Below are 17,288 nucleotides of genomic sequence, written 5' to 3'. Positions count from 1 at the left end.
CCTATTCTATCGGGAGTGAATGAACATGACAGTCAAGGTTGCCATCAATGGTTTCGGCCGCATCGGCCGTAACGTCCTCCGCGCTATCGTCGAATCCGGCCGTACCGACATCGAGGTCGTCGCCATCAACGACCTCGGTCCGGTCGAGACCAATGCGCATCTGCTGCGTTACGACTCGATCCACGGCAAGTTCCCGGCCGAGGTGAAGGTCGAAGGCGACACGATCATCGTCGGCGGCGGCAAGCCGATCAAGGTCACCGCGATCAAGGATCCGGCAACGCTGCCGCACCGCGAGCTCGGCGTCGATATCGCCATGGAATGCACCGGCATCTTCACCGCCCGCGACAAGGCTGCCGCCCACCTGACGGCCGGCGCCAAGCGCGTCATCGTCTCGGCTCCCGCCGACGGCGCTGACCTGACTGTCGTTTTCGGCGTCAACCATGACCAGCTCACCAAGGAACACATGGTCATCTCCAACGCCTCCTGCACCACCAATTGCCTGGTGCCGGTCGTGAAGGTTCTCGACGACGCCGTCGGCATCGACCACGGCTTCATGACGACGATCCACTCCTACACCGGCGACCAGCCGACGCTCGACACGATGCACAAGGACCTGTATCGCGCCCGCGCTGCCGCCCTCTCCATGATCCCGACCTCGACGGGCGCCGCCAAGGCAGTCGGCCTCGTGCTGCCGCACCTCAAGGGCAAGCTCGACGGCACCTCGATCCGCGTTCCCACCCCGAACGTCTCGGTCGTCGACTTCAAGTTCGTCTCCAAGAAGGCCACGACAGTCGGCGAAATCAACGAAGCCATCAAGGCTGCCTCCAACGGCAAGCTGAAGGGCATCCTCGGTTACACCGACGAGCCCCTCGTCTCCCGCGACTTCAACCACGACAGCCACTCCTCGATCTTCGCAACCGATCAGACCAAGGTCATGGAAGGCAATTTCGTGCGCGTCCTGTCCTGGTACGACAACGAGTGGGGCTTCTCCAGCCGCATGTCGGACACGGCCGTGGCCTTCGCCAAGCTCATCTGAGCGCCCGACTATCGAAAATCGCAGACGGCCCGGGAAACCGGGCCGTTTTGTTATAGGCGTCCGAAGCCGGTGATGGCATTGTTGATAACCCCGGAGCCGCAGTCGCACCCGGGGAGATAAGAGGGATGGATGGATTATTTTACCGTTGAAATCGCCGGTCGCGCCGTTGCCAGCTTCCGTTCGAAAAACCATGAGGAAGCGACGCATTTCTTCAAGGCAGAAGATTTTCGCGACGACCTGACCATCCTTGAGTCCGAGGGCAAGCCCCTGTGGGACCGCAAGGCGACGCTCAGCCTGCGAAAGGCGACTGCTGAAGAAGCAAGCGAAGTCGAGCACGCCTATGAATTCGACGACGATCCGGAAAGGACCATCGACGACGAGTTCGTGGTTTTCCTGGTCCCGGTCGAAGAACTGACCGACGAGGGTGAGGACACCGAAGACTGACAGTCGATATGTATCGGCCTTCCAAGTTTAAAAGCCAATCTCGAAGCGACGATTTCGCTGCGGCCGCGGGACGGAATCACGGTTGGCAATCCCCTGCCCAAGCGTGATAAACTGAAGGGTGCATCACGTTGCACAATGGCTGAATGATCCAAGCGGAGGCGATAAATGGCAGAGGTGCAAAAACGCTTGCCCCACAGCACCCTCAAGCGGCGGCAGCGGTTTCACCCCAAGCGGGACGTCCGACCTGCCGTGCTGGCAAAGGCCAATCGTCTGGTCGTCCGGGTCGCCGCGTTCATCGGTGTTGCGTTTCTCGCCGTCATCATACTTCAGGCGGTGTTTTGATAGCGGAGCAATGGCCGGCCACATAGCCACAGTCGGCTCATCCCCGCAGACTATTCGCTTCATCGGGCAAAGCCAAACCGGCCGCGCGGAGGAATGTGTCCTATACTATTGCGATCTATGGGTAGCTGCTGGAAAAATCGATCGTACCTTCTTTCGCCCTGCTCTTGCCTGATTTTCTTATACATTCTTTGTAGAGAGTTTCTCCCGTAGCATTTCCGTGTCGGTGTCCGGCAGCCGTTCAGCAGCATGATGCAGCACGAGACGAGGTTAAGCCGCAAGGCCTACCCTTCTATGCCGGTTTGCCGTTTACTGATGGATCGACGTGGAATGGAGGGGTTGAGACAGGCGGATCGGTCGGGGGTGGCCACATCCGCGAAGGATTCGATAGAAAGGGGTGGGCATGGAAGCGTTCTATATTGTGGTGCTGGTCGCGACGGCGCTCGTGCTTCTTGCCGCTTTTTCGAGCCTGCTCGCCTTCCGCTTCGGCGCCCCGCTGCTGCTGCTCTTCCTGATGATCGGCCTTGCCGCTGGCGTCGACGGGCTCGGCATCGAATTCAGCAACAACTATCTCGCCTATATTCTCGGCTCTATTGCTCTCGCGGTCATCCTGTTCGATTCCGGCTTCGGCACGCCGATGCAGGCCTTTCGGCTCGCGGCCGTGCCTTCTCTGACGCTCGCCTCGGTCGGCGTTCTGATCACCGCCTCCCTCTTTGCCGTCGCTGCCATGTGGCTGTTGAACTTCACCTGGCTCGAAGGCCTGCTGCTCGGTTCGATCGTCGCATCGACGGATGCCGCCGCCGTCTTCTTCCTGCTGCGCATCGGCGGCATCAACATCCGCGATAAGGTGCGCTCGACGTTGGAAGTCGAATCCGGCACCAACGACCCGATGGCGATCTTCCTCACCATCGCCCTTGTCGAGGTCCTGGCGAGCGGCGAGCGTTATGCCGGCATCAATATCGGCATGCTCGCCATGTTCGTGCAGCAGATGGGGCTCGGCGTAATCCTCGGCCTGCTCGGCGGCATGATGATCGTGTTGATCGTCAGCAAGCTCGATACAGATCGTGGCCTCACGCCGATCTTCGTGCTGGCGCTTGCACTTCTCGTCTTCTCCTTCGCCGGCGCAGTCGGCGGCAGCGGCTTCCTCGCCGTCTATGTCGCCGGCATCTACGCCGGAAACCGGAGAATGCAGGCGCTCGGCACCATCAAACGCTTCCAGGACGGCATGACCTGGCTGGCGCAGATCATCATGTTCCTGGTGCTCGGCCTGCTCGCCACTCCATCACAATTTCCCGCCATCGTCATACCGGCCATCCTGCTTGCCCTCTTCCTGATCTTCATTGCCCGACCACTGGCAATCTGGCTGTCGCTGCTTCCATTCGATTATACGCAGCAGGAGATCGGTTTCGTCGCCTGGGTTGGCCTGCGCGGCGCCGTCTCCATTTTGCTTGCTATCATGCCCATCCTCGGCGGCCTGGAAAACGGTCAGCTCTTCTTCAACACCGCCTTCATCATTGTGTTGGTTTCCCTGCTCGTCCAGGGCTGGACGATCAAGCCAATCGCCAAGAAGCTCGGTCTGATCATTCCGCCGCGCATCGGCGCCGTTGACAAGGTCGAGGTCGATCTTCCGGGCGCTGCCAACCATGAGCTTCTCTCCTACCGTGTCATCAAGGATAGCCCGGTTTTGCGCGGCGAGCGCATTCCGCGATGGGCTACCCCTTCGCTTGTCATTCGCGACGGCAAGTCAATGCGTTATCAGTATGCCGGGCGGCTGCGCGAAAACGATCTGATCTATCTCTTCATCGTGCCGAGTTATTCCCGGCTGCTCGACCGGCTCTTCGCCAGCCGGGCGCCGGTGGACGAGGATGATGCCGAATTCTTCGGCGCCTTCGCGCTCTCGCCTGCCCGTCCCGCCGCCGATCTCGATGCCGCCTATGGGCCCGGCCTGCTCAACGAATCCGAGAAAGGCCTGACGATCGCGGAACTGATGCGGCAGCGCCTCGGCGGCAAGGCCGATTATGCCGATCGCGTCCGTCTCGGCTCGATCATCCTCATCGTCCGCGATCTCGACGAGCACGACCATATCACCTCCGTCGGCATGTCTCTCGAAGCGGTCGAACCCGCCACCACCCTGCCGATCTTCATCAACCTCAAGGACATTATTCAGCGCATCCGCGACCGGTTGAAGGGACGCCGCAACCGCGAAGCGGCGGTCCCCGAAACCATGCCGAAAACATCGGTCGGAGGCGAGAAAGCCAGACGCGAAAACGGTCGCTGAACGCCTTGCGTCTCGAATGATCCTTGCTATGGTCGGCGCGACTTCCGCCAACCAAGACTGGATCTTCCCCATGCCTTCTTTCAAGACCCTCGACGATCTCTCCGACATCAGCGGCAAGCGCGTGCTCATCCGCGTCGACCTCAACGTCCCGGTCAAGGACGGCAAGGTTACTGATACGACGCGCATCGAGCGGGTGGCGCCGACGATCCTCGAACTATCGGGCAAGGGCGCCAAGGTCATCCTGCTTACTCATTTCGGCCGGCCAAAGGACGGTCCGTCGCCGGATCTGTCACTGTCGCTAATCGCCCCTTCCGTCGAGGAAGTGCTCGATCATGCCGTGCTGACGGCCTCCGACTGCATCGGCGAGGCCGCCGCCTCCGCCGTTGCCGCAATGAAGAATGGCGATATTCTGCTGCTGGAAAACACCCGCTTTCACAAGGGCGAGGAAAAGAACGATCCTGACTTCACCAAGGCGCTTGCCGCCAATGGCGATATCTATGTCAACGACGCCTTCTCCGCCGCCCACCGCGCCCATGCTTCCACCGAAGGCCTTGCCCACCACCTGCCGGCCTATGCCGGCCGCACCATGCAGGCCGAGCTGGAGGCGCTTGAAAAAGGTCTCGGCAATCCCACCCGTCCCGTCGTCGCAATCGTCGGCGGCGCCAAGGTTTCGACCAAGATCGATCTTTTGATGAATCTCGTGAAGAAGGTCGATGCACTCGTCATCGGCGGAGGCATGGCCAATACCTTCGTCGCCGCGCGTGGCACCAATGTCGGCAAGTCACTATGCGAGCATGATCTCGCTGAAACCGCCAAGCAGATCATGATCGAGGCCGCGACATCAGGCTGTGCCATCATCCTGCCGGAAGACGGCGTCGTCGCCCGCGAGTTCAAGGCGGGTGCCGCCAATGAGACGGTCGGTATCAACGCAATTCCCGCCGATGCCATGGTGCTCGACGTCGGGCCGCAATCCGTTCAGGCCATCAATGCCTGGATCGAGCGCGCCTCGACGCTCGTCTGGAACGGTCCGCTCGGCGCCTTCGAGATCGAGCCCTTCGATGCAGCAACGGTTGCTGCCGCAAAATACGCCGCCGAGCGCACGGCGGCCGGCAAGCTGACCTCCGTAGCCGGCGGCGGCGATACCGTCTCAGCTCTGAACCATGCCGGCGTTGCCGACGACTTCACCTATGTCTCCACCGCAGGCGGCGCTTTCCTCGAATGGATGGAAGGCAAGGAGTTACCCGGCGTCGCCGTTCTCAACGCCGATAAATGACGCTAAGCGGATTTGGCAGATTTTACATGTGGATAGACCGCGGCGGCGAGAAGCCTTCCGCGGTCTTTTGCTCAAGCGCCGGAAAAATTCCCAGTCTTTCAAACGATTGAAACGATTTCAATCGTTTCAGTGACTTAGCCTTCCATTTTCCTCCCTATAAACTTCTGTTATCGCCGTCCTATATTCTTAAACCGCCGATGTTTCATGCTGTGGAGAGAACGAATGAGCGAACGACTGGAAGACATTGCAGTGCAGATGGTTGCAGGCGGCCGGGGACTGCTTGCGGCTGATGAATCGACCTCCACCATCAAGAAGCGTTTCGACACGATCAATCTCGAATCGACCGAAACGAGCCGTCGCGATTACCGCGAGATGCTCTTCCGCTCCGACGAGGCGATGAAGAAATATATTTCCGGTGTCATCCTCTTCGAAGAGACGCTCTTCCAGAAGGCCGCAGACGGCACGCCTTTCGTCGACATCATTCGCGCTGCTGGTTCCATTCCCGGCATCAAGGTCGATACCGGCGCCAAGCCGATGGCCAAGTTCCCGGGCGAAACCATCACCGAAGGCCTCGATGGCCTCGGCGAGCGCCTTGCTCGCTATTATGAGGCCGGCGCCCGTTTCGCCAAGTGGCGCGGCGTCATCGCCATCTCCTCGACGCTGCCGACCCGCGGCTCGGTCCGCGCCAACGCTCAGGCGCTTGCCCGCTATGCGGCCCTCTGCCAGGAAGCCAAGATCGTTCCGATCGTCGAGCCGGAGTGCTTGATGGACGGCAAGCCGGGCGACCACAATATCGACCGCTGCGCCGAAGTCACCGAATCCACGCTGCGCATCGTTTTTGAGGAACTGGCCGAAGCCCGCGTCAGCCTCGAAGGCATGATCCTGAAGCCGAATATGGTCATCGACGGCAAGAACGCCCGCAAGGCCTCTGTCGCCGAGGTCGCGGAGCGCACCGTGCAGGTGCTGAAGCGCACGGTCCCATCAGCGGTTCCGGGCATCGCCTTCCTCTCCGGCGGCCAGTCGACCGAAGAGGCAACCGCACATCTTTCCGCCATCAATGCCACGGCCGACCTGCCCTGGTTCGTCACCTTCTCCTACGGCCGCGCCCTTCAGGACAGCGCGCTCAAGGCCTGGAACGGCAAACCGGAAAATGTCGCCGCCGGCCAGCGCGAATTCACGCACCGCGCCGAGATGAACAGCCTTGCCGCCAAGGGCAGCTGGCAGAAGGATCTGGAAAAGGCAGCCTGATTATAATGGGCCTTTAATCGCCTGCAGGAAGGGGCGGCAACGCTATGTTGCCGCCCTTCCTCATTGTCTCGGCGACAAGATACCGCTTCGCCTGACGAAAAATCGTGATTATTCATAAAGGCCCGCCGAAACAGGAGCCGCTATGGATACCATCCCTTACGTCACCGTCGATGTCTTCACCTCCACGCGTTTCGAGGGCAATCCGCTTGCGGTCATTTCCGATGCGTGCGGGCTCAGCGATGCAGCGATGCAAATGATCGCCACCGAATTTAACTATTCCGAAGTGACCTTCGTCCTGCCGCCGGAGGATCCTCGCAATTCGGCCCGTGTCCGCATCTTCACTCCGACGATGGAGATACCATTCGCCGGTCATCCGAACGTCGGCACCGCCTGTGTACTCGGCCGGCAGGCGGAGATCTTCGGCAAGCCCGTTGGCGAGAAGCTGCGTTTCGAGGAACAGGCTGGCATCGTCGAAGTCGCCCTCAAACGCAGCGGCGGAAAGGTCGCGGCCGCCGCCATCCGCGCGCCGCAGCCGCTGACAATCGGCGATGTCATTGCCGAGGAAACTATCGCCCGCTGCATCGGGCTCGAACCCGGCGCAATCGTCAAGACCAACCACGCCCCGGTCTTTGCCTCGGTCGGTCTGAACTTCGCCATTGCCGAGTTGAGCGGGCTTGAAGCGCTGGCCGCCGCCCGACCGGACCTTGCCGGATTCCAGGCGGCTGCCGGCCACCAGACGACGAGCGGCCATGACTTCTCGCTCTTCGTCTATGTCAGGACATCCGAAGATCCGTGGAATATACGCGCTCGCATGTTCGCGCCGCTCGATAACGTGCCCGAGGACCCCGCGACCGGCAGCGCTGCCGCAGCCCTCGGTGCCTATCTCGTCACACTGACGGCGGAGGCCGACATGAACGTCCGCATCACCATCGAACAGGGCGTGGAAATGGGCCGCCGCAGCATCATCGCCCTTGATGTCACGAAGTGCGATGGCACCGTCACTGACGTCGTCATCTCGGGAAGCTGCGTTTCCGTGATGCGCGGCGAAATCATCCTGCGGGACTAACGCCCGCATCGAAGCTCGAATCCGAGGCTTACATCAGGAAGTCGCGCAACAGCAGCGCCACTGCCCATATGCCGAAGGCGATCAGCGCGATCTTCCAGAAATCCATCCGCCGCCGGAGGCCGGGAAGCCCGAGCGGCTTGATCAGCTGTATCGCCATGGCAAGGATGAGCAGCAAGGCTATCAGCTTTGTCATGCTTTATTTTTTCCGTTTTTCGGAATGTCACAGGACGGACATTTTTCCGCGCGAACAAGAGGATCTCGACACGCCGTAAAGACATTCCGGGGCACAATCAATCATCTTGAGACTGGGCTGACTGAGGTCGTGCCTTATGTCCATCGTAAATCGTTAAGACCGAGTCTGGGGAAATGAAGAGAAATCTGCTGTCTGTCGCTGCGCTGCTGTTTGGCACGCTCTTCCTTTTCATGGGCAATGGTCTGCAGGGTATCCTGCTTCCCGTGCGCGGCAATCTCGAAGGCTATGCCACGACGACGCTCGGCCTGCTCGGCACCTCATGGGCGGGCGGCTTCGTCATCGGCTGCCTGGTGGCGCCGAAACTGGTGCGCCGCGTCGGCCATGTCAGAGCCTTCTCCGGCTTCATCTCGATCATCGCCATCATCGCACTGGTCAGCGGCATCATCATCGATCCGTTCTGGTGGGTGATCCTGCGTGCGGTGACTGGCTTCTCCACCGCCGGCACGTCCATGATCATCGAAAGCTGGCTGAACGAGCGCGCCAGCAACGAGAGCCGTGGCGCGATTTTCTCGCTCTATATCGGCATCACCCTGCTCGGCGTCGTCGGCGGCCAGATGATGATCCCGCTCGAAGATGTGCGCACGCCGGTGCTGTTCATGATCTGCGGCATCTTCTATTGCATCGCGATGCTGCCGACGACGCTTTCGACCGCGGCCTCACCACAGCCGCTGAAAGCTGTGCGCCTCGACCTGCCGGCGCTCTACCGCAATTCGCCCGTGTCCTGCCTCGGCATTCTGCTCGTCGGCATTGCCAACGGCGCTTACGGCACGCTCGGGGCTGTCTTCGGCGCCGGCGCCGGCCTTTCCGACACCAGCATCGCCGTCATGATGAGTTCCACCATCTTCGCCGGCGCGATGATGCAGCTGCCGGCCGGCCGGCTTTCTGATCGCATCGACCGGCGCTACGTGCTCGCCGCCCTGTCGGCGATTGCCGCCATCGCCGGCTTGCTGATCTTTCTGCTTCACCCGACATCCCCTGCCTTGCTGATCGGGCTCGTTGTCCTCTACGGCGCGGTGGCCAACACGCTCTATCCGATCGCTGTGGCTCACGCGAACGACTTCGCGGCGTCGGAGGATTTCGTCAAGGTCTCCGGCGGTCTGCTGCTGCTCTACGGCATCGGCACAGTCATCGGCCCGACGCTCGGCGGCCCGGTCATGTCGGCAATCACCCCGCATGCGCTTTTCCTGGTCACTGCCGTCGCTCATGTGCTGATCACCGTTTACGCCATCATCAGAAGCCGCATCCGCGCGGCCGTCCCAGTCAGCGACCGCGACGCCTATACGACGATCCCGACCGGCACTTCGCCGATGCTGACGCCGCAGAGCATGTCGCTGGCCGATCGCGGCACAGGCAAATCTCCCGAAAGCAGCGATCCTGCTGTAAAGTTCGGTTAGGCCCTCTCTACAAAAGCCGCACTGCGGTTTTCGCCATGGCTCGGGAAAAATAAAAATGGGGAGGGCGAGGCTGGATTTGGGCCGAATCGACCTAAATTCCGATTCCGTGTCGGCCGCATTTTTCGGCATTATGCTGCCGGCAGCAAAAGGAGGAGAACCGATGAGCTTTATCGATGACGACCGACCGCAGAAGAAAACCGCCCACGAGATCGGCGCCGATCTCTCCATGCTTTCAGTGGATGAGTTGAAGGCGCGAGTGGAATTGCTGAAAACCGAGATTACCCGGCTCGAAGCCGAAGCTAACCGCAAGGCATCCGGGCGGCAGGCCGCTGAAAGCTTCTTCCGCTCGTGATCCGCTAAAAGCCTCCGAAAACAAGAGCATGGGCAGGAAAATGAGCCAGCCTCAAGTCTTCATTCGGCACAATGTTAATAAAATATTAAGCTTTATGAGGTATTACTGTACTCATCCAGACTTTCTCTGGATCTCAGACAGTTTTCCAAGCGGTGAATTGGTCTGATTTTTCTCCCTGTTTTACCTTGAGAGCCGCTTTTGCGGCTCTTCTTTTTGCTGCGGCCGGCGCATTTCCATGAAACTGTGGAGATTAACCCTTTCTTAAGAAACGGCTTGCGCATTTGCGCTAATGATACCATCTTAAAGTCATAAAGACCGGACGCGGAAACTTTTCCGTCAACCCCGGCGTTACCTGACCATAAGTAGCTGCGTGCAACAGGGACTATTGCGATGTCGGAAGTTGGATTGAACACGATCAGTTTTGCGGGCCGCGCGGCTGCATCCTCTCAGTTCAAGGCACTCTATGGCGAAGGCATGTCGCTGGTCGAAGAGACCGCCGCCTATCTTGACGGCCAAGGCCGCGCAGCCTCCAAGGTTCTGCCGCGCATGGCATCCGTCCTCTACGCCGCGGAATCGATGCGGCTGACCACCCGCCTGATGCAGATGGCCTCGTGGCTGCTGTTGCAGCGCGCCGTCAACAATGGCGAGATGTCGCGCGACCAGGTGCTGGCCGAGAAGAACAAGGTCCGCCTCGACGGTTTCAACGTCGACCGCGCAGCACCCGGCTGGGGCGATCTGCCGGAATCGTTCCGAGACCTCGTCGAGCGCTCCCTGCGCCTGCAGAACCGCATCGCGCTGCTGGATCGCGAAATCTATCGTCCGGCCGAAGCCGTGATCGTTCATGACAATCAGAACAGCGTCCAGGCGCAGCTTTCGCTGCTGCAGACGGCCTTCGGCAACAACTGACCAGAGCTGCTAAATCCATTTGGGCCGGCTGCGCAGTGCGCGGCCGGTTTTTTGTTGCCGCTGCGCATCGTTCCGCCAACGCAAAAAAGCCCGGCAGAACCGGGCTCCTTGCGAAACGTCGTCAAGCAGAAGCGATTAGAGACCGAGGCCGCCGAAACGCTTGTTGAACTTGGAAACGCGGCCGCCGCGGTCCATGAGCTGCTGGTTGCCGCCCGTCCAGGCCGGATGCGACTTGGAATCGATTTCGAGGTTCATGACAGCGCCTTCCGAACCCCAGGTCGAGCGGGTTTCGTATTCGGTGCCATCGGTCATGACTACCTTGATCATGTGATAGTCGGGATGGATGCCTGCCTTCATAACAATCTTCCTGCGATACCGGAGTTCAATTTGCCGCATGCAGTTGCGGCCACCGAACCGATTGAATAAATGAAGCCGCAGTCGTGATGGCTACGGCTTCCCATTAGGATGCGGTGCCTATACATGAAGGACGCCGGGATAACAAGAGCCAACAGGCCGCATTAGCGGGTCCTGCAGGCGATCGGAGACGATTTGGCAGATCAGGCACGGGCTGAGGAAAACAGAAGGCGGTCGCTGCGGCCACTCGGCAGGCTGATGCCTTATGTCATGCGTTATCGCGGGCTGGTGGCCGGCGCGCTGATTTCACTGGCGCTCGCCGCCATGACCTCGCTGGCGTTGCCGCTCGCCGTGCGCCGCATGATCGACCACGGCTTCACCCAATCCGACGGCAGCTTCATCAACAGCTACTTCGCTATGCTGATGGTCATGGCCGTCGTGCTCGCGATCGCGAGCGCGTTGCGTTATTATTTCGTCATCACCATCGGCGAACGCATCGTCGCCGATCTTCGCCGCGACGTCTTTAACCATGTGACACGGCTGTCGCCCTCCTTCTTCGACGTCAACCAGTCCGGAGAGATCGTCTCGCGGCTGACCGCCGATACGACGCAGATCAAGTCCGCCGTCGGCGCCACCGCCTCGGTGGCGCTTAGGAATCTCATTCTCTGTCTCGGCGCCTTGGGCATGATGGTCGTCACTTCGCCGAAACTGTCGAGCCTCGTCATCGGCGCGATCCCGCTGATCGTCTTCCCGCTCGTCGCCTTCGGCCGCTCGGTGCGCAGGCGCTCCCGCGCCGCTCAGGACACGCTTGCCGAAGCGTCCGCCTTCGCCAACGAGACGATCGCCGCGACCCGTACGGTACAGGCCTTCAACGGCGAGGACGCCGCAGCGAGACGTTACGCCGGCGCCGTCGAATCCGCCTACGAGGCCGCCCGCGCCGCCATCCGCTCGCGCGCACTCTTGACCGGCATCGCCATTACGCTGATCTTCGGCAGCGTCGTCGCCGTGCTTTGGGTCGGCGCCCACAGCGTGCTGGCCGGCACGCTGTCTGCCGGCACGCTCGGCCAGTTCCTGCTTTATGCCGTCATCTCCGCGGGATCGCTCGGCGCGCTGTCGGAGGTCTGGGGCGAACTCTCGCAGGCGGCCGGCGCCGCCGACCGGCTGACCGAACTCCTCGACGAGGTGTCGCCGATATCAGCCCCCGCCAACCCCGAGGCTCTCCCTTCGCCCAGCCGCGGCCGCGTCGAGTTTTCCGACGTGCATTTCGCCTATCCCTCGCGCCCCGGCAAATCGGCCCTGCATGGCTTGGACTTCGCTGTCTCGCCGGGCGAAACCGTCGCGATTGTCGGCCCCTCCGGCGCCGGCAAGACCACAGTCTTTTCGCTGCTCTTGCGCTTCTACGATCCGCAGCAGGGCAGCGTGGCGATTGATGGTGTCGATGCGCGGCTGGCGACACCTGACGAGTTGCGCCAGCGCATCGCCATCGTGCCGCAGGACGTCACCATTTTCGCCGCATCGATCCATGATAACATCGCTTTCGGCCGCCCTGGTGCATCGCGTGAGGAAGTCCGCGCCGCAGCGCTTGCCGCCCAGGCCGACGAATTCATCGCCCGGCTGGATAACGGCTATGAGACCGAGGTCGGCGAACGAGGCATCACCCTCTCCGGCGGCCAGCGACAGCGCATCGCCATTGCCCGCGCCATCCTGAAGAACGCGCCCGTGCTGCTGCTCGACGAAGCGACCTCAGCGCTTGACGCCGAAAGCGAGACGCTGGTGCAGAAGGCGCTCGACGGCTTGGTTGACGGTCGCACGACACTGGTCATCGCCCATCGCCTGGCGACGGTGCTGAAGGCCGACCGAATCCTCGTCATGGACAAGGGCCGCGTCGTCGAGGAAGGCACGCATCAGAGCCTGATCCGCCAGGGCGGCATCTATGCCCGGCTGGCGCGCCTGCAATTCGACGCCGCCAATGAGGATGTGCTCGCTCCTGCCAAATAACCGGTACGCGCTTCTCCACCGATAGCGACTAAAGTCTCAGGCCGACCACACCTCCCTGCGGTTGTCTTTCCCGCCTCCTGCCCTACCCTCTTCATGCCCCTGGGTGGGGATTGCTGTTGAAATCGCGGGAGGAGATAGGAATGGCGCTTTCCGACATGACGCGACGCACGGGGCTCGCGCTCGTTCTTGGCCTGACTGCAATGCTGGGGCTCGGCAGCTCTGCTGTTGCTGCAGATTTTCCCGATCGTCCGATCACCATGGTCGTGCCCTTTGCGGCCGGCGGCTCGACCGATGTCGTCGCCCGTATCGTCGCGCAGAAGATGTCGGAGGATCTCGGCCAGCAGGTGATCGTCCAGAATGTCGCCGGCGCCGGTGGCAATCTCGGGGCCGGCAACGTCGCCCGCGCCGAGCCTGACGGCTACACCATTCTGATGGGCACCGTTGCGACCCACGCCCTCAATCCGCTGATCCTCAAATCGACGCCCTACGACCCGGAGAAGGATTTCGCGCCGGTCTCCCTGCTCGTCGTCGTGCCGAACGTGCTGGTCGTCAATCCGGAATTGCCGGCAAAAACGGTGCAGGAACTGGTCGCGCTGCTGAAAGCCGAGCCCGATAAATACAGTTACGCCTCGTCCGGCAACGGCACGCCGCTGCATCTCTCCGGCGAACTCTTCAAGTCCATGGCCGGCGTCAGCATGCAGCATATCCCCTATAAGGGCGCCGGTCCGGCATTGAACGATGTCATCGGCAACCAGGTGCCGATCATGTTCGACAACCTGCCCTCCTCCTCCAGCCACATCAAGGCGGGCACGCTGAGGGCGCTGGCGGTGACCACCGCCGAGCGCGCGCCCTCCTTCCCCGATGTGCCCACGATCGCCGAGTCGGGCATACCGGGCTACGAGACCTATACCTGGAACGCGCTTTTTGCCCCAGCCAACACGCCGGGCGAGGTGGTGACGCGCCTCAACGCCTCGGCGAACAAGGCGCTCAAAGACCCGGCCGTTGCCGAACGCATGAAGGAATTCAGCGCCACCATCGTCGGCTCGACGCCCGAGGAACTTGCCGCCCACGTGAAGGCTGAGCTCGCCAAATGGGGGCCGGTGGTCAAGGGCGCAAACATCCAGATGGAATGATGCGAGGACATTTGCCGGGCATCTTCCGCGCAGCGCTGATTAGCACCAGTTGAACTCAATCCTCATTAAGGCAGTGGAAAAGCTCGGCATTTTGATCTAGCCTCCTCGACGCTGATGGTGCAATTCAGCGTTTCGGGAGACATCCATGTATAAATTCGAAGTCTACAAGGATAAATCAGGCGAATTCCGTTTCCGCTTCAAGGCATCGAACGGGGAAACCATGTTCAGCTCCGAGGGTTACAAGGCGAAGGCGTCCGCCCTGAATGCCATCGAGTCCATCAAGAAGAATACCTCCGGCGCCGAGATCGTCGACCAGACGAAGGCCGAAGCCTGAGCGGCATGGCACGGGCGGCATCAATGCCGCCCTGCTTTTTCGCGCCCTCGAGCGGCGCTGGTGTCTTAGAGACCGGGTCGCCTGTTTGTGATTTCCGGCGCGATTTTTCTTTTTCAAATATTTTTTCAAAGCCATGTCGAAACGACCGGCGATCGCGCCTCATTGTCTCGGAACGGCTAGCCGCTCCACCAGGCTCGACGGCTTTCGCCAGCGGCCTGGATCAACGCCAACAACGATATCAGGAGTTTTCCATGCAATATGCCCTCATCATTCGCGAAGCGCCGGAGGATTTCGCCCGCCGTAGCGATCCGGCCTATCGCGACGGCTGGGTTGCTTACACCCAGGCGCTTGTCCAGGCCGGGATCATGACCGGCGGCGCGGGGCTGACAGCCCCCGAGACCGGCACGGTCATACGCCGCAAGGGCGAGGATCACGATGTCCAGGACGGTCCCTATCCGGAAGGCAAGGAGCAGCTCGGCGGCTTCTATCTAATCGAGGTCCCGGACATCGACACCGCGCTTGAATGGGCTACCCGTATTCCTATCTCCGACAAGGGTTCGGTCGAGGTGCGCCCGCGCCTGCAGATGTGAGGCGGCAATGCCGCCCGATGCCGGACGCGCCGCCGAACAAGTGGCGCGACAATCCTATGGCAGGCTGATCGCCTTTCTCGCCGCCCGCTCGCGCGACGTGCCGGCGGCAGAAGACGCATTGTCGGAAGCGCTGGCTTCGGCCCTGCGCGTCTGGGCGGAGCGCGGCATTCCCGCCAATCCGGAAGCCTGGCTGCTGGTGGCCGCCCGCCGCAATCTGATGCAGGCGGCCCGGCACCGCACTGTCGAGGCCAACGCACAAACGACGATATCCGTCGCCCTCGAGGAAGCGGAGGCACGAATGAACGAGGCCGGCAATTCCGTCTTTCCCGATGAACGGCTGAAGCTACTCTTCGCCTGCACCCATCCTGCCATCGACAGCTCCGTGCATACGGCGCTGATGCTGCAGGCGATTCTCGGCATCGAAGCCAGAACCATCGCCCGGGCCTTCGTCGTTTCAGCGGAAGCTATGAGCCAGCGGCTGGTGCGGGCCAAGGTGAAGATCCGTGATGCCGGCATTCCCTTCACCATACCACCTCGGCCCGCGCTGCCTGGGCGGCTTGCCGCCGTGCTTTCAGCGGTCTACGCCGCCTACGGCCTCGGATGGGATGGTCTCGATGGCGAGGAAGCGCACCATTCGCTTGCCGGCGAAGCGATCTGGCTCGGCCGGGCGCTTCTGACGGTACTTCCGGATGAGCCGGAAGCGATCGGCCTCCTCTCGCTGATGCTTCACTGCGAAGCCCGCCGTAGCGCCCGGCGCGACGGCAACGGGCGCTATGTGCCGCTGGACGAGCAGGATCCGGCCGGCTGGGACGCCACCATGACCGCGGAGGCGGACGCGCTGCTGCGCAAGGCCGGAAGCTTCAACCGTTTCGGCCCCTATCAGTGCCAGGCGGCGATTCAATCGGTGCATGCGGCGCGCCGCCTTTCGGGAGTGACCGACTGGCAGGCGCTGACGACGCTCTATGCCGCGTTGCTGACGATGAAGCCGACGCTCGGCGCGCGCGTCGCCCAAGCGGCGGTGATCGGCCGGGCTTTAAGCCCCGCCGAAGGCCTGGCCCTGCTCGACAGGATCGATCCGCGCGCGATCGCTGCCTATCAGCCCTACTGGGCCGTACGTGCCTTTCTTCTGGCACGAGCGGGCGACGATGCGGCCGCCGCCGATGCCTACATGACGGCGATCGGCCTCAGCGACAGCCCCTCTGTCCGAGCCTTTCTCGTCGATCGGCTCGCCGAAGCGCGGCGGACGACATCAGGCTGATCATTTCTCGGTGAGCTTCAGCTCGATGCGGCGGTTCGTGGAACGGGCGTCCGGGGCATCGCCGGGTGCGATCGGCTGAAATTCGCCGAAGCCCGCGGCAACGAGCCGGTCCGCCGGCACACCCTGGCCGATCAGGAATTTGACGACCGAAATCGCGCGTGCCGAGGAAAGCTCCCAATTGTCGCGATAGCGGCCCGTTCCCGCAAGCGGCACATTGTCGGTATGGCCGTCAACGCGCAAAACCCAGTTGATCTCCGGCGGAATTTCTTTGGCGAGGTCGAGCAACGCCGCGGCAAGCTTCGCCATCTCCCCCTGCCCTTCAGGGTTGAGATCGGCGCTGCCCGAGGGAAACAGCACTTCGGACTGGAAGACAAACCGATCGCCGACGATACGAATGTTCTCGCGATCCGAAAGGATTTCACGCAGGCGACCGAAGAAGTCGGAGCGGTAGCGATTCAGTTCCTGCACGCGCGCCGCCAGCGCCACGTTGAGGCGACTGCCGAGATCGGCGATCTTGGTCTGCGAGACCCGGTCCTTCTCCTCGGATGCCTGCAGCGCCGCTTCGACCGCGGCGATCTGGCTGCGGAGTGCGGCGATCTGCTGGTTCAAGAGTTCGACCTGGCTCAGCGCCCGTTCGCTCACCTGCTTCTGCTCGTCGAGCTCCTGCGTCATGGCGCCGATCCGCTTTTGAGCCGCATCCTGGCCGCCCGAGCCGGCGTTCAGCAGCGCCTGAAGCCGTGAGCGTTCCCCTTCGGCAGTCGCGAGCGAAGCCTGCAGGTTGGCGACAGAATCCTGGAGATCCTGATTGCTACCCTTTTCGAGCGCCAGAAGCTGCGTCAGCTCGTTGATTTGGCTATTGAGCCGATTGAGTACCTCGTCGCGCCCGGTGATTTCGCGGCTTAGGATGAACTGCCCGACGACGAAGACGGTCAGCAGGAACATGATCGAAATGAGCAGCGTCGACAACGCATCGACGAAGCCCGGCCAGTAATCCACCGTGCGTTCGCGGCGGCGGTTGCGGGCAAGTGCCAT

General features: G+C 61.7%; 18 protein-coding genes. 15 read left to right on the top strand and 3 right to left on the bottom strand.

Going from position 1 to position 17,288, the window contains the following annotated elements; genetic code table 11:
* Nucleotides 1–25: 25 nt before the first annotated feature.
* From gap to PH551_RS08360, 7 genes are all read left to right on the top strand, one after another.
* Nucleotides 26–1,036, top strand: a complete 1,011-nt coding sequence (gap, locus tag PH551_RS08390) for a type I glyceraldehyde-3-phosphate dehydrogenase (RefSeq protein WP_221157199.1) — start codon at nucleotides 26–28, stop codon at nucleotides 1,034–1,036.
* 129 nt (nucleotides 1,037–1,165) lie between these two features.
* Nucleotides 1,166–1,480, top strand: coding sequence for a hypothetical protein (locus tag PH551_RS08385; RefSeq protein WP_285192627.1), 315 nt, complete (start codon nucleotides 1,166–1,168; stop codon nucleotides 1,478–1,480).
* Nucleotides 1,481–1,645: 165 nt separating this feature from the next.
* Complete coding sequence (locus PH551_RS08380; protein WP_198175465.1) at nucleotides 1,646–1,822, top strand: hypothetical protein; 177 nt, start codon at nucleotides 1,646–1,648, stop codon at nucleotides 1,820–1,822.
* Nucleotides 1,823–2,222: 400 nt separating this feature from the next.
* A complete protein-coding gene (locus PH551_RS08375) occupies nucleotides 2,223–4,097 on the top strand; it encodes a potassium/proton antiporter (protein WP_085779352.1) in 1,875 nt (624 codons plus the stop codon).
* A gap of 70 nt (nucleotides 4,098–4,167) precedes the next feature.
* Complete coding sequence (locus tag PH551_RS08370; protein ID WP_285192626.1) at nucleotides 4,168–5,370, top strand: phosphoglycerate kinase; 1,203 nt, start codon at nucleotides 4,168–4,170, stop codon at nucleotides 5,368–5,370.
* A 222-nt stretch (nucleotides 5,371–5,592) separates the two neighbouring features.
* Nucleotides 5,593–6,618 carry a class I fructose-bisphosphate aldolase gene (locus PH551_RS08365; protein ID WP_085779354.1) on the top strand — a complete coding sequence of 342 codons (1,026 nt, stop codon included), beginning with the start codon at nucleotides 5,593–5,595 and terminating at the stop codon, nucleotides 6,616–6,618.
* 142 nt (nucleotides 6,619–6,760) lie between these two features.
* Complete coding sequence (locus tag PH551_RS08360) at nucleotides 6,761–7,684, top strand: PhzF family phenazine biosynthesis protein (RefSeq protein ID WP_285192625.1); 924 nt, start codon at nucleotides 6,761–6,763, stop codon at nucleotides 7,682–7,684.
* A gap of 28 nt (nucleotides 7,685–7,712) precedes the next feature.
* On the opposite strand, the gene PH551_RS08355 is transcribed toward PH551_RS08360, so the two are convergent.
* Nucleotides 7,713–7,877, bottom strand: coding sequence for a hypothetical protein (locus PH551_RS08355; RefSeq protein WP_285192624.1), 165 nt, complete (start codon nucleotides 7,875–7,877; stop codon nucleotides 7,713–7,715).
* 173 nt (nucleotides 7,878–8,050) lie between these two features.
* Between PH551_RS08355 and PH551_RS08350 the strand changes: the two genes are divergently transcribed.
* The 3 genes from PH551_RS08350 (at nucleotide 8,051) to rcdA (ending at nucleotide 10,589) form a co-directional block, all read left to right on the top strand.
* Entirely contained in the window at nucleotides 8,051–9,331 is a 1,281-nt protein-coding gene (locus tag PH551_RS08350) for an MFS transporter (RefSeq protein ID WP_097597302.1), read from the top strand.
* Between the two features lie 160 nt (nucleotides 9,332–9,491).
* A complete protein-coding gene (locus PH551_RS08345) occupies nucleotides 9,492–9,683 on the top strand; it encodes a DUF1192 domain-containing protein (protein ID WP_285192622.1) in 192 nt (63 codons plus the stop codon).
* A gap of 390 nt (nucleotides 9,684–10,073) precedes the next feature.
* Entirely contained in the window at nucleotides 10,074–10,589 is a 516-nt protein-coding gene (rcdA, locus tag PH551_RS08340) for a protease adaptor protein RcdA (protein WP_085779357.1), read from the top strand.
* A gap of 135 nt (nucleotides 10,590–10,724) precedes the next feature.
* On the opposite strand, the gene rpmE is transcribed toward rcdA, so the two are convergent.
* Nucleotides 10,725–10,946 (bottom strand): 50S ribosomal protein L31, encoded by a 222-nt coding sequence (rpmE, locus tag PH551_RS08335; protein ID WP_003566413.1) that lies wholly within the window; start codon nucleotides 10,944–10,946, stop codon nucleotides 10,725–10,727.
* A gap of 192 nt (nucleotides 10,947–11,138) precedes the next feature.
* Between rpmE and PH551_RS08330 the strand changes: the two genes are divergently transcribed.
* The 5 genes from PH551_RS08330 to PH551_RS08310 all read left to right on the top strand — a co-directional run bounded on the left by PH551_RS08330 (nucleotide 11,139) and on the right by PH551_RS08310 (nucleotide 16,256).
* Nucleotides 11,139–12,941: an ABC transporter transmembrane domain-containing protein gene (locus tag PH551_RS08330; protein ID WP_285192619.1), complete on the top strand. Its 1,803-nt coding sequence runs from the start codon at nucleotides 11,139–11,141 to the stop codon at nucleotides 12,939–12,941.
* Between the two features lie 140 nt (nucleotides 12,942–13,081).
* Nucleotides 13,082–14,074, top strand: coding sequence for a Bug family tripartite tricarboxylate transporter substrate binding protein (locus tag PH551_RS08325; protein WP_285192618.1), 993 nt, complete (start codon nucleotides 13,082–13,084; stop codon nucleotides 14,072–14,074).
* 145 nt (nucleotides 14,075–14,219) lie between these two features.
* Nucleotides 14,220–14,408 (top strand): YegP family protein, encoded by a 189-nt coding sequence (locus tag PH551_RS08320; protein WP_064694384.1) that lies wholly within the window; start codon nucleotides 14,220–14,222, stop codon nucleotides 14,406–14,408.
* A gap of 251 nt (nucleotides 14,409–14,659) precedes the next feature.
* On the top strand, nucleotides 14,660–14,998 hold the full coding sequence (locus PH551_RS08315; RefSeq protein ID WP_085779360.1) for a YciI family protein: 339 nt from the start codon (nucleotides 14,660–14,662) through the stop codon (nucleotides 14,996–14,998).
* Nucleotides 14,999–15,005: 7 nt separating this feature from the next.
* Entirely contained in the window at nucleotides 15,006–16,256 is a 1,251-nt protein-coding gene (locus tag PH551_RS08310) for an RNA polymerase sigma factor (protein ID WP_285192617.1), read from the top strand.
* On the opposite strand, the gene PH551_RS08305 is transcribed toward PH551_RS08310, so the two are convergent.
* Nucleotides 16,257–17,288: a peptidoglycan -binding protein gene (locus PH551_RS08305; protein WP_085779362.1), complete on the bottom strand. Its 1,032-nt coding sequence runs from the start codon at nucleotides 17,286–17,288 to the stop codon at nucleotides 16,257–16,259. It lies immediately after the preceding gene.

Origin of the sequence: Rhizobium atlanticum, from assembly GCF_030182485.1 — a bacterium.
In the GTDB taxonomy this organism is placed as follows: Bacteria; Pseudomonadota; Alphaproteobacteria; order Rhizobiales; family Rhizobiaceae; genus Rhizobium.
This window is presented reverse-complemented; position numbering and strand designations above follow the sequence as displayed.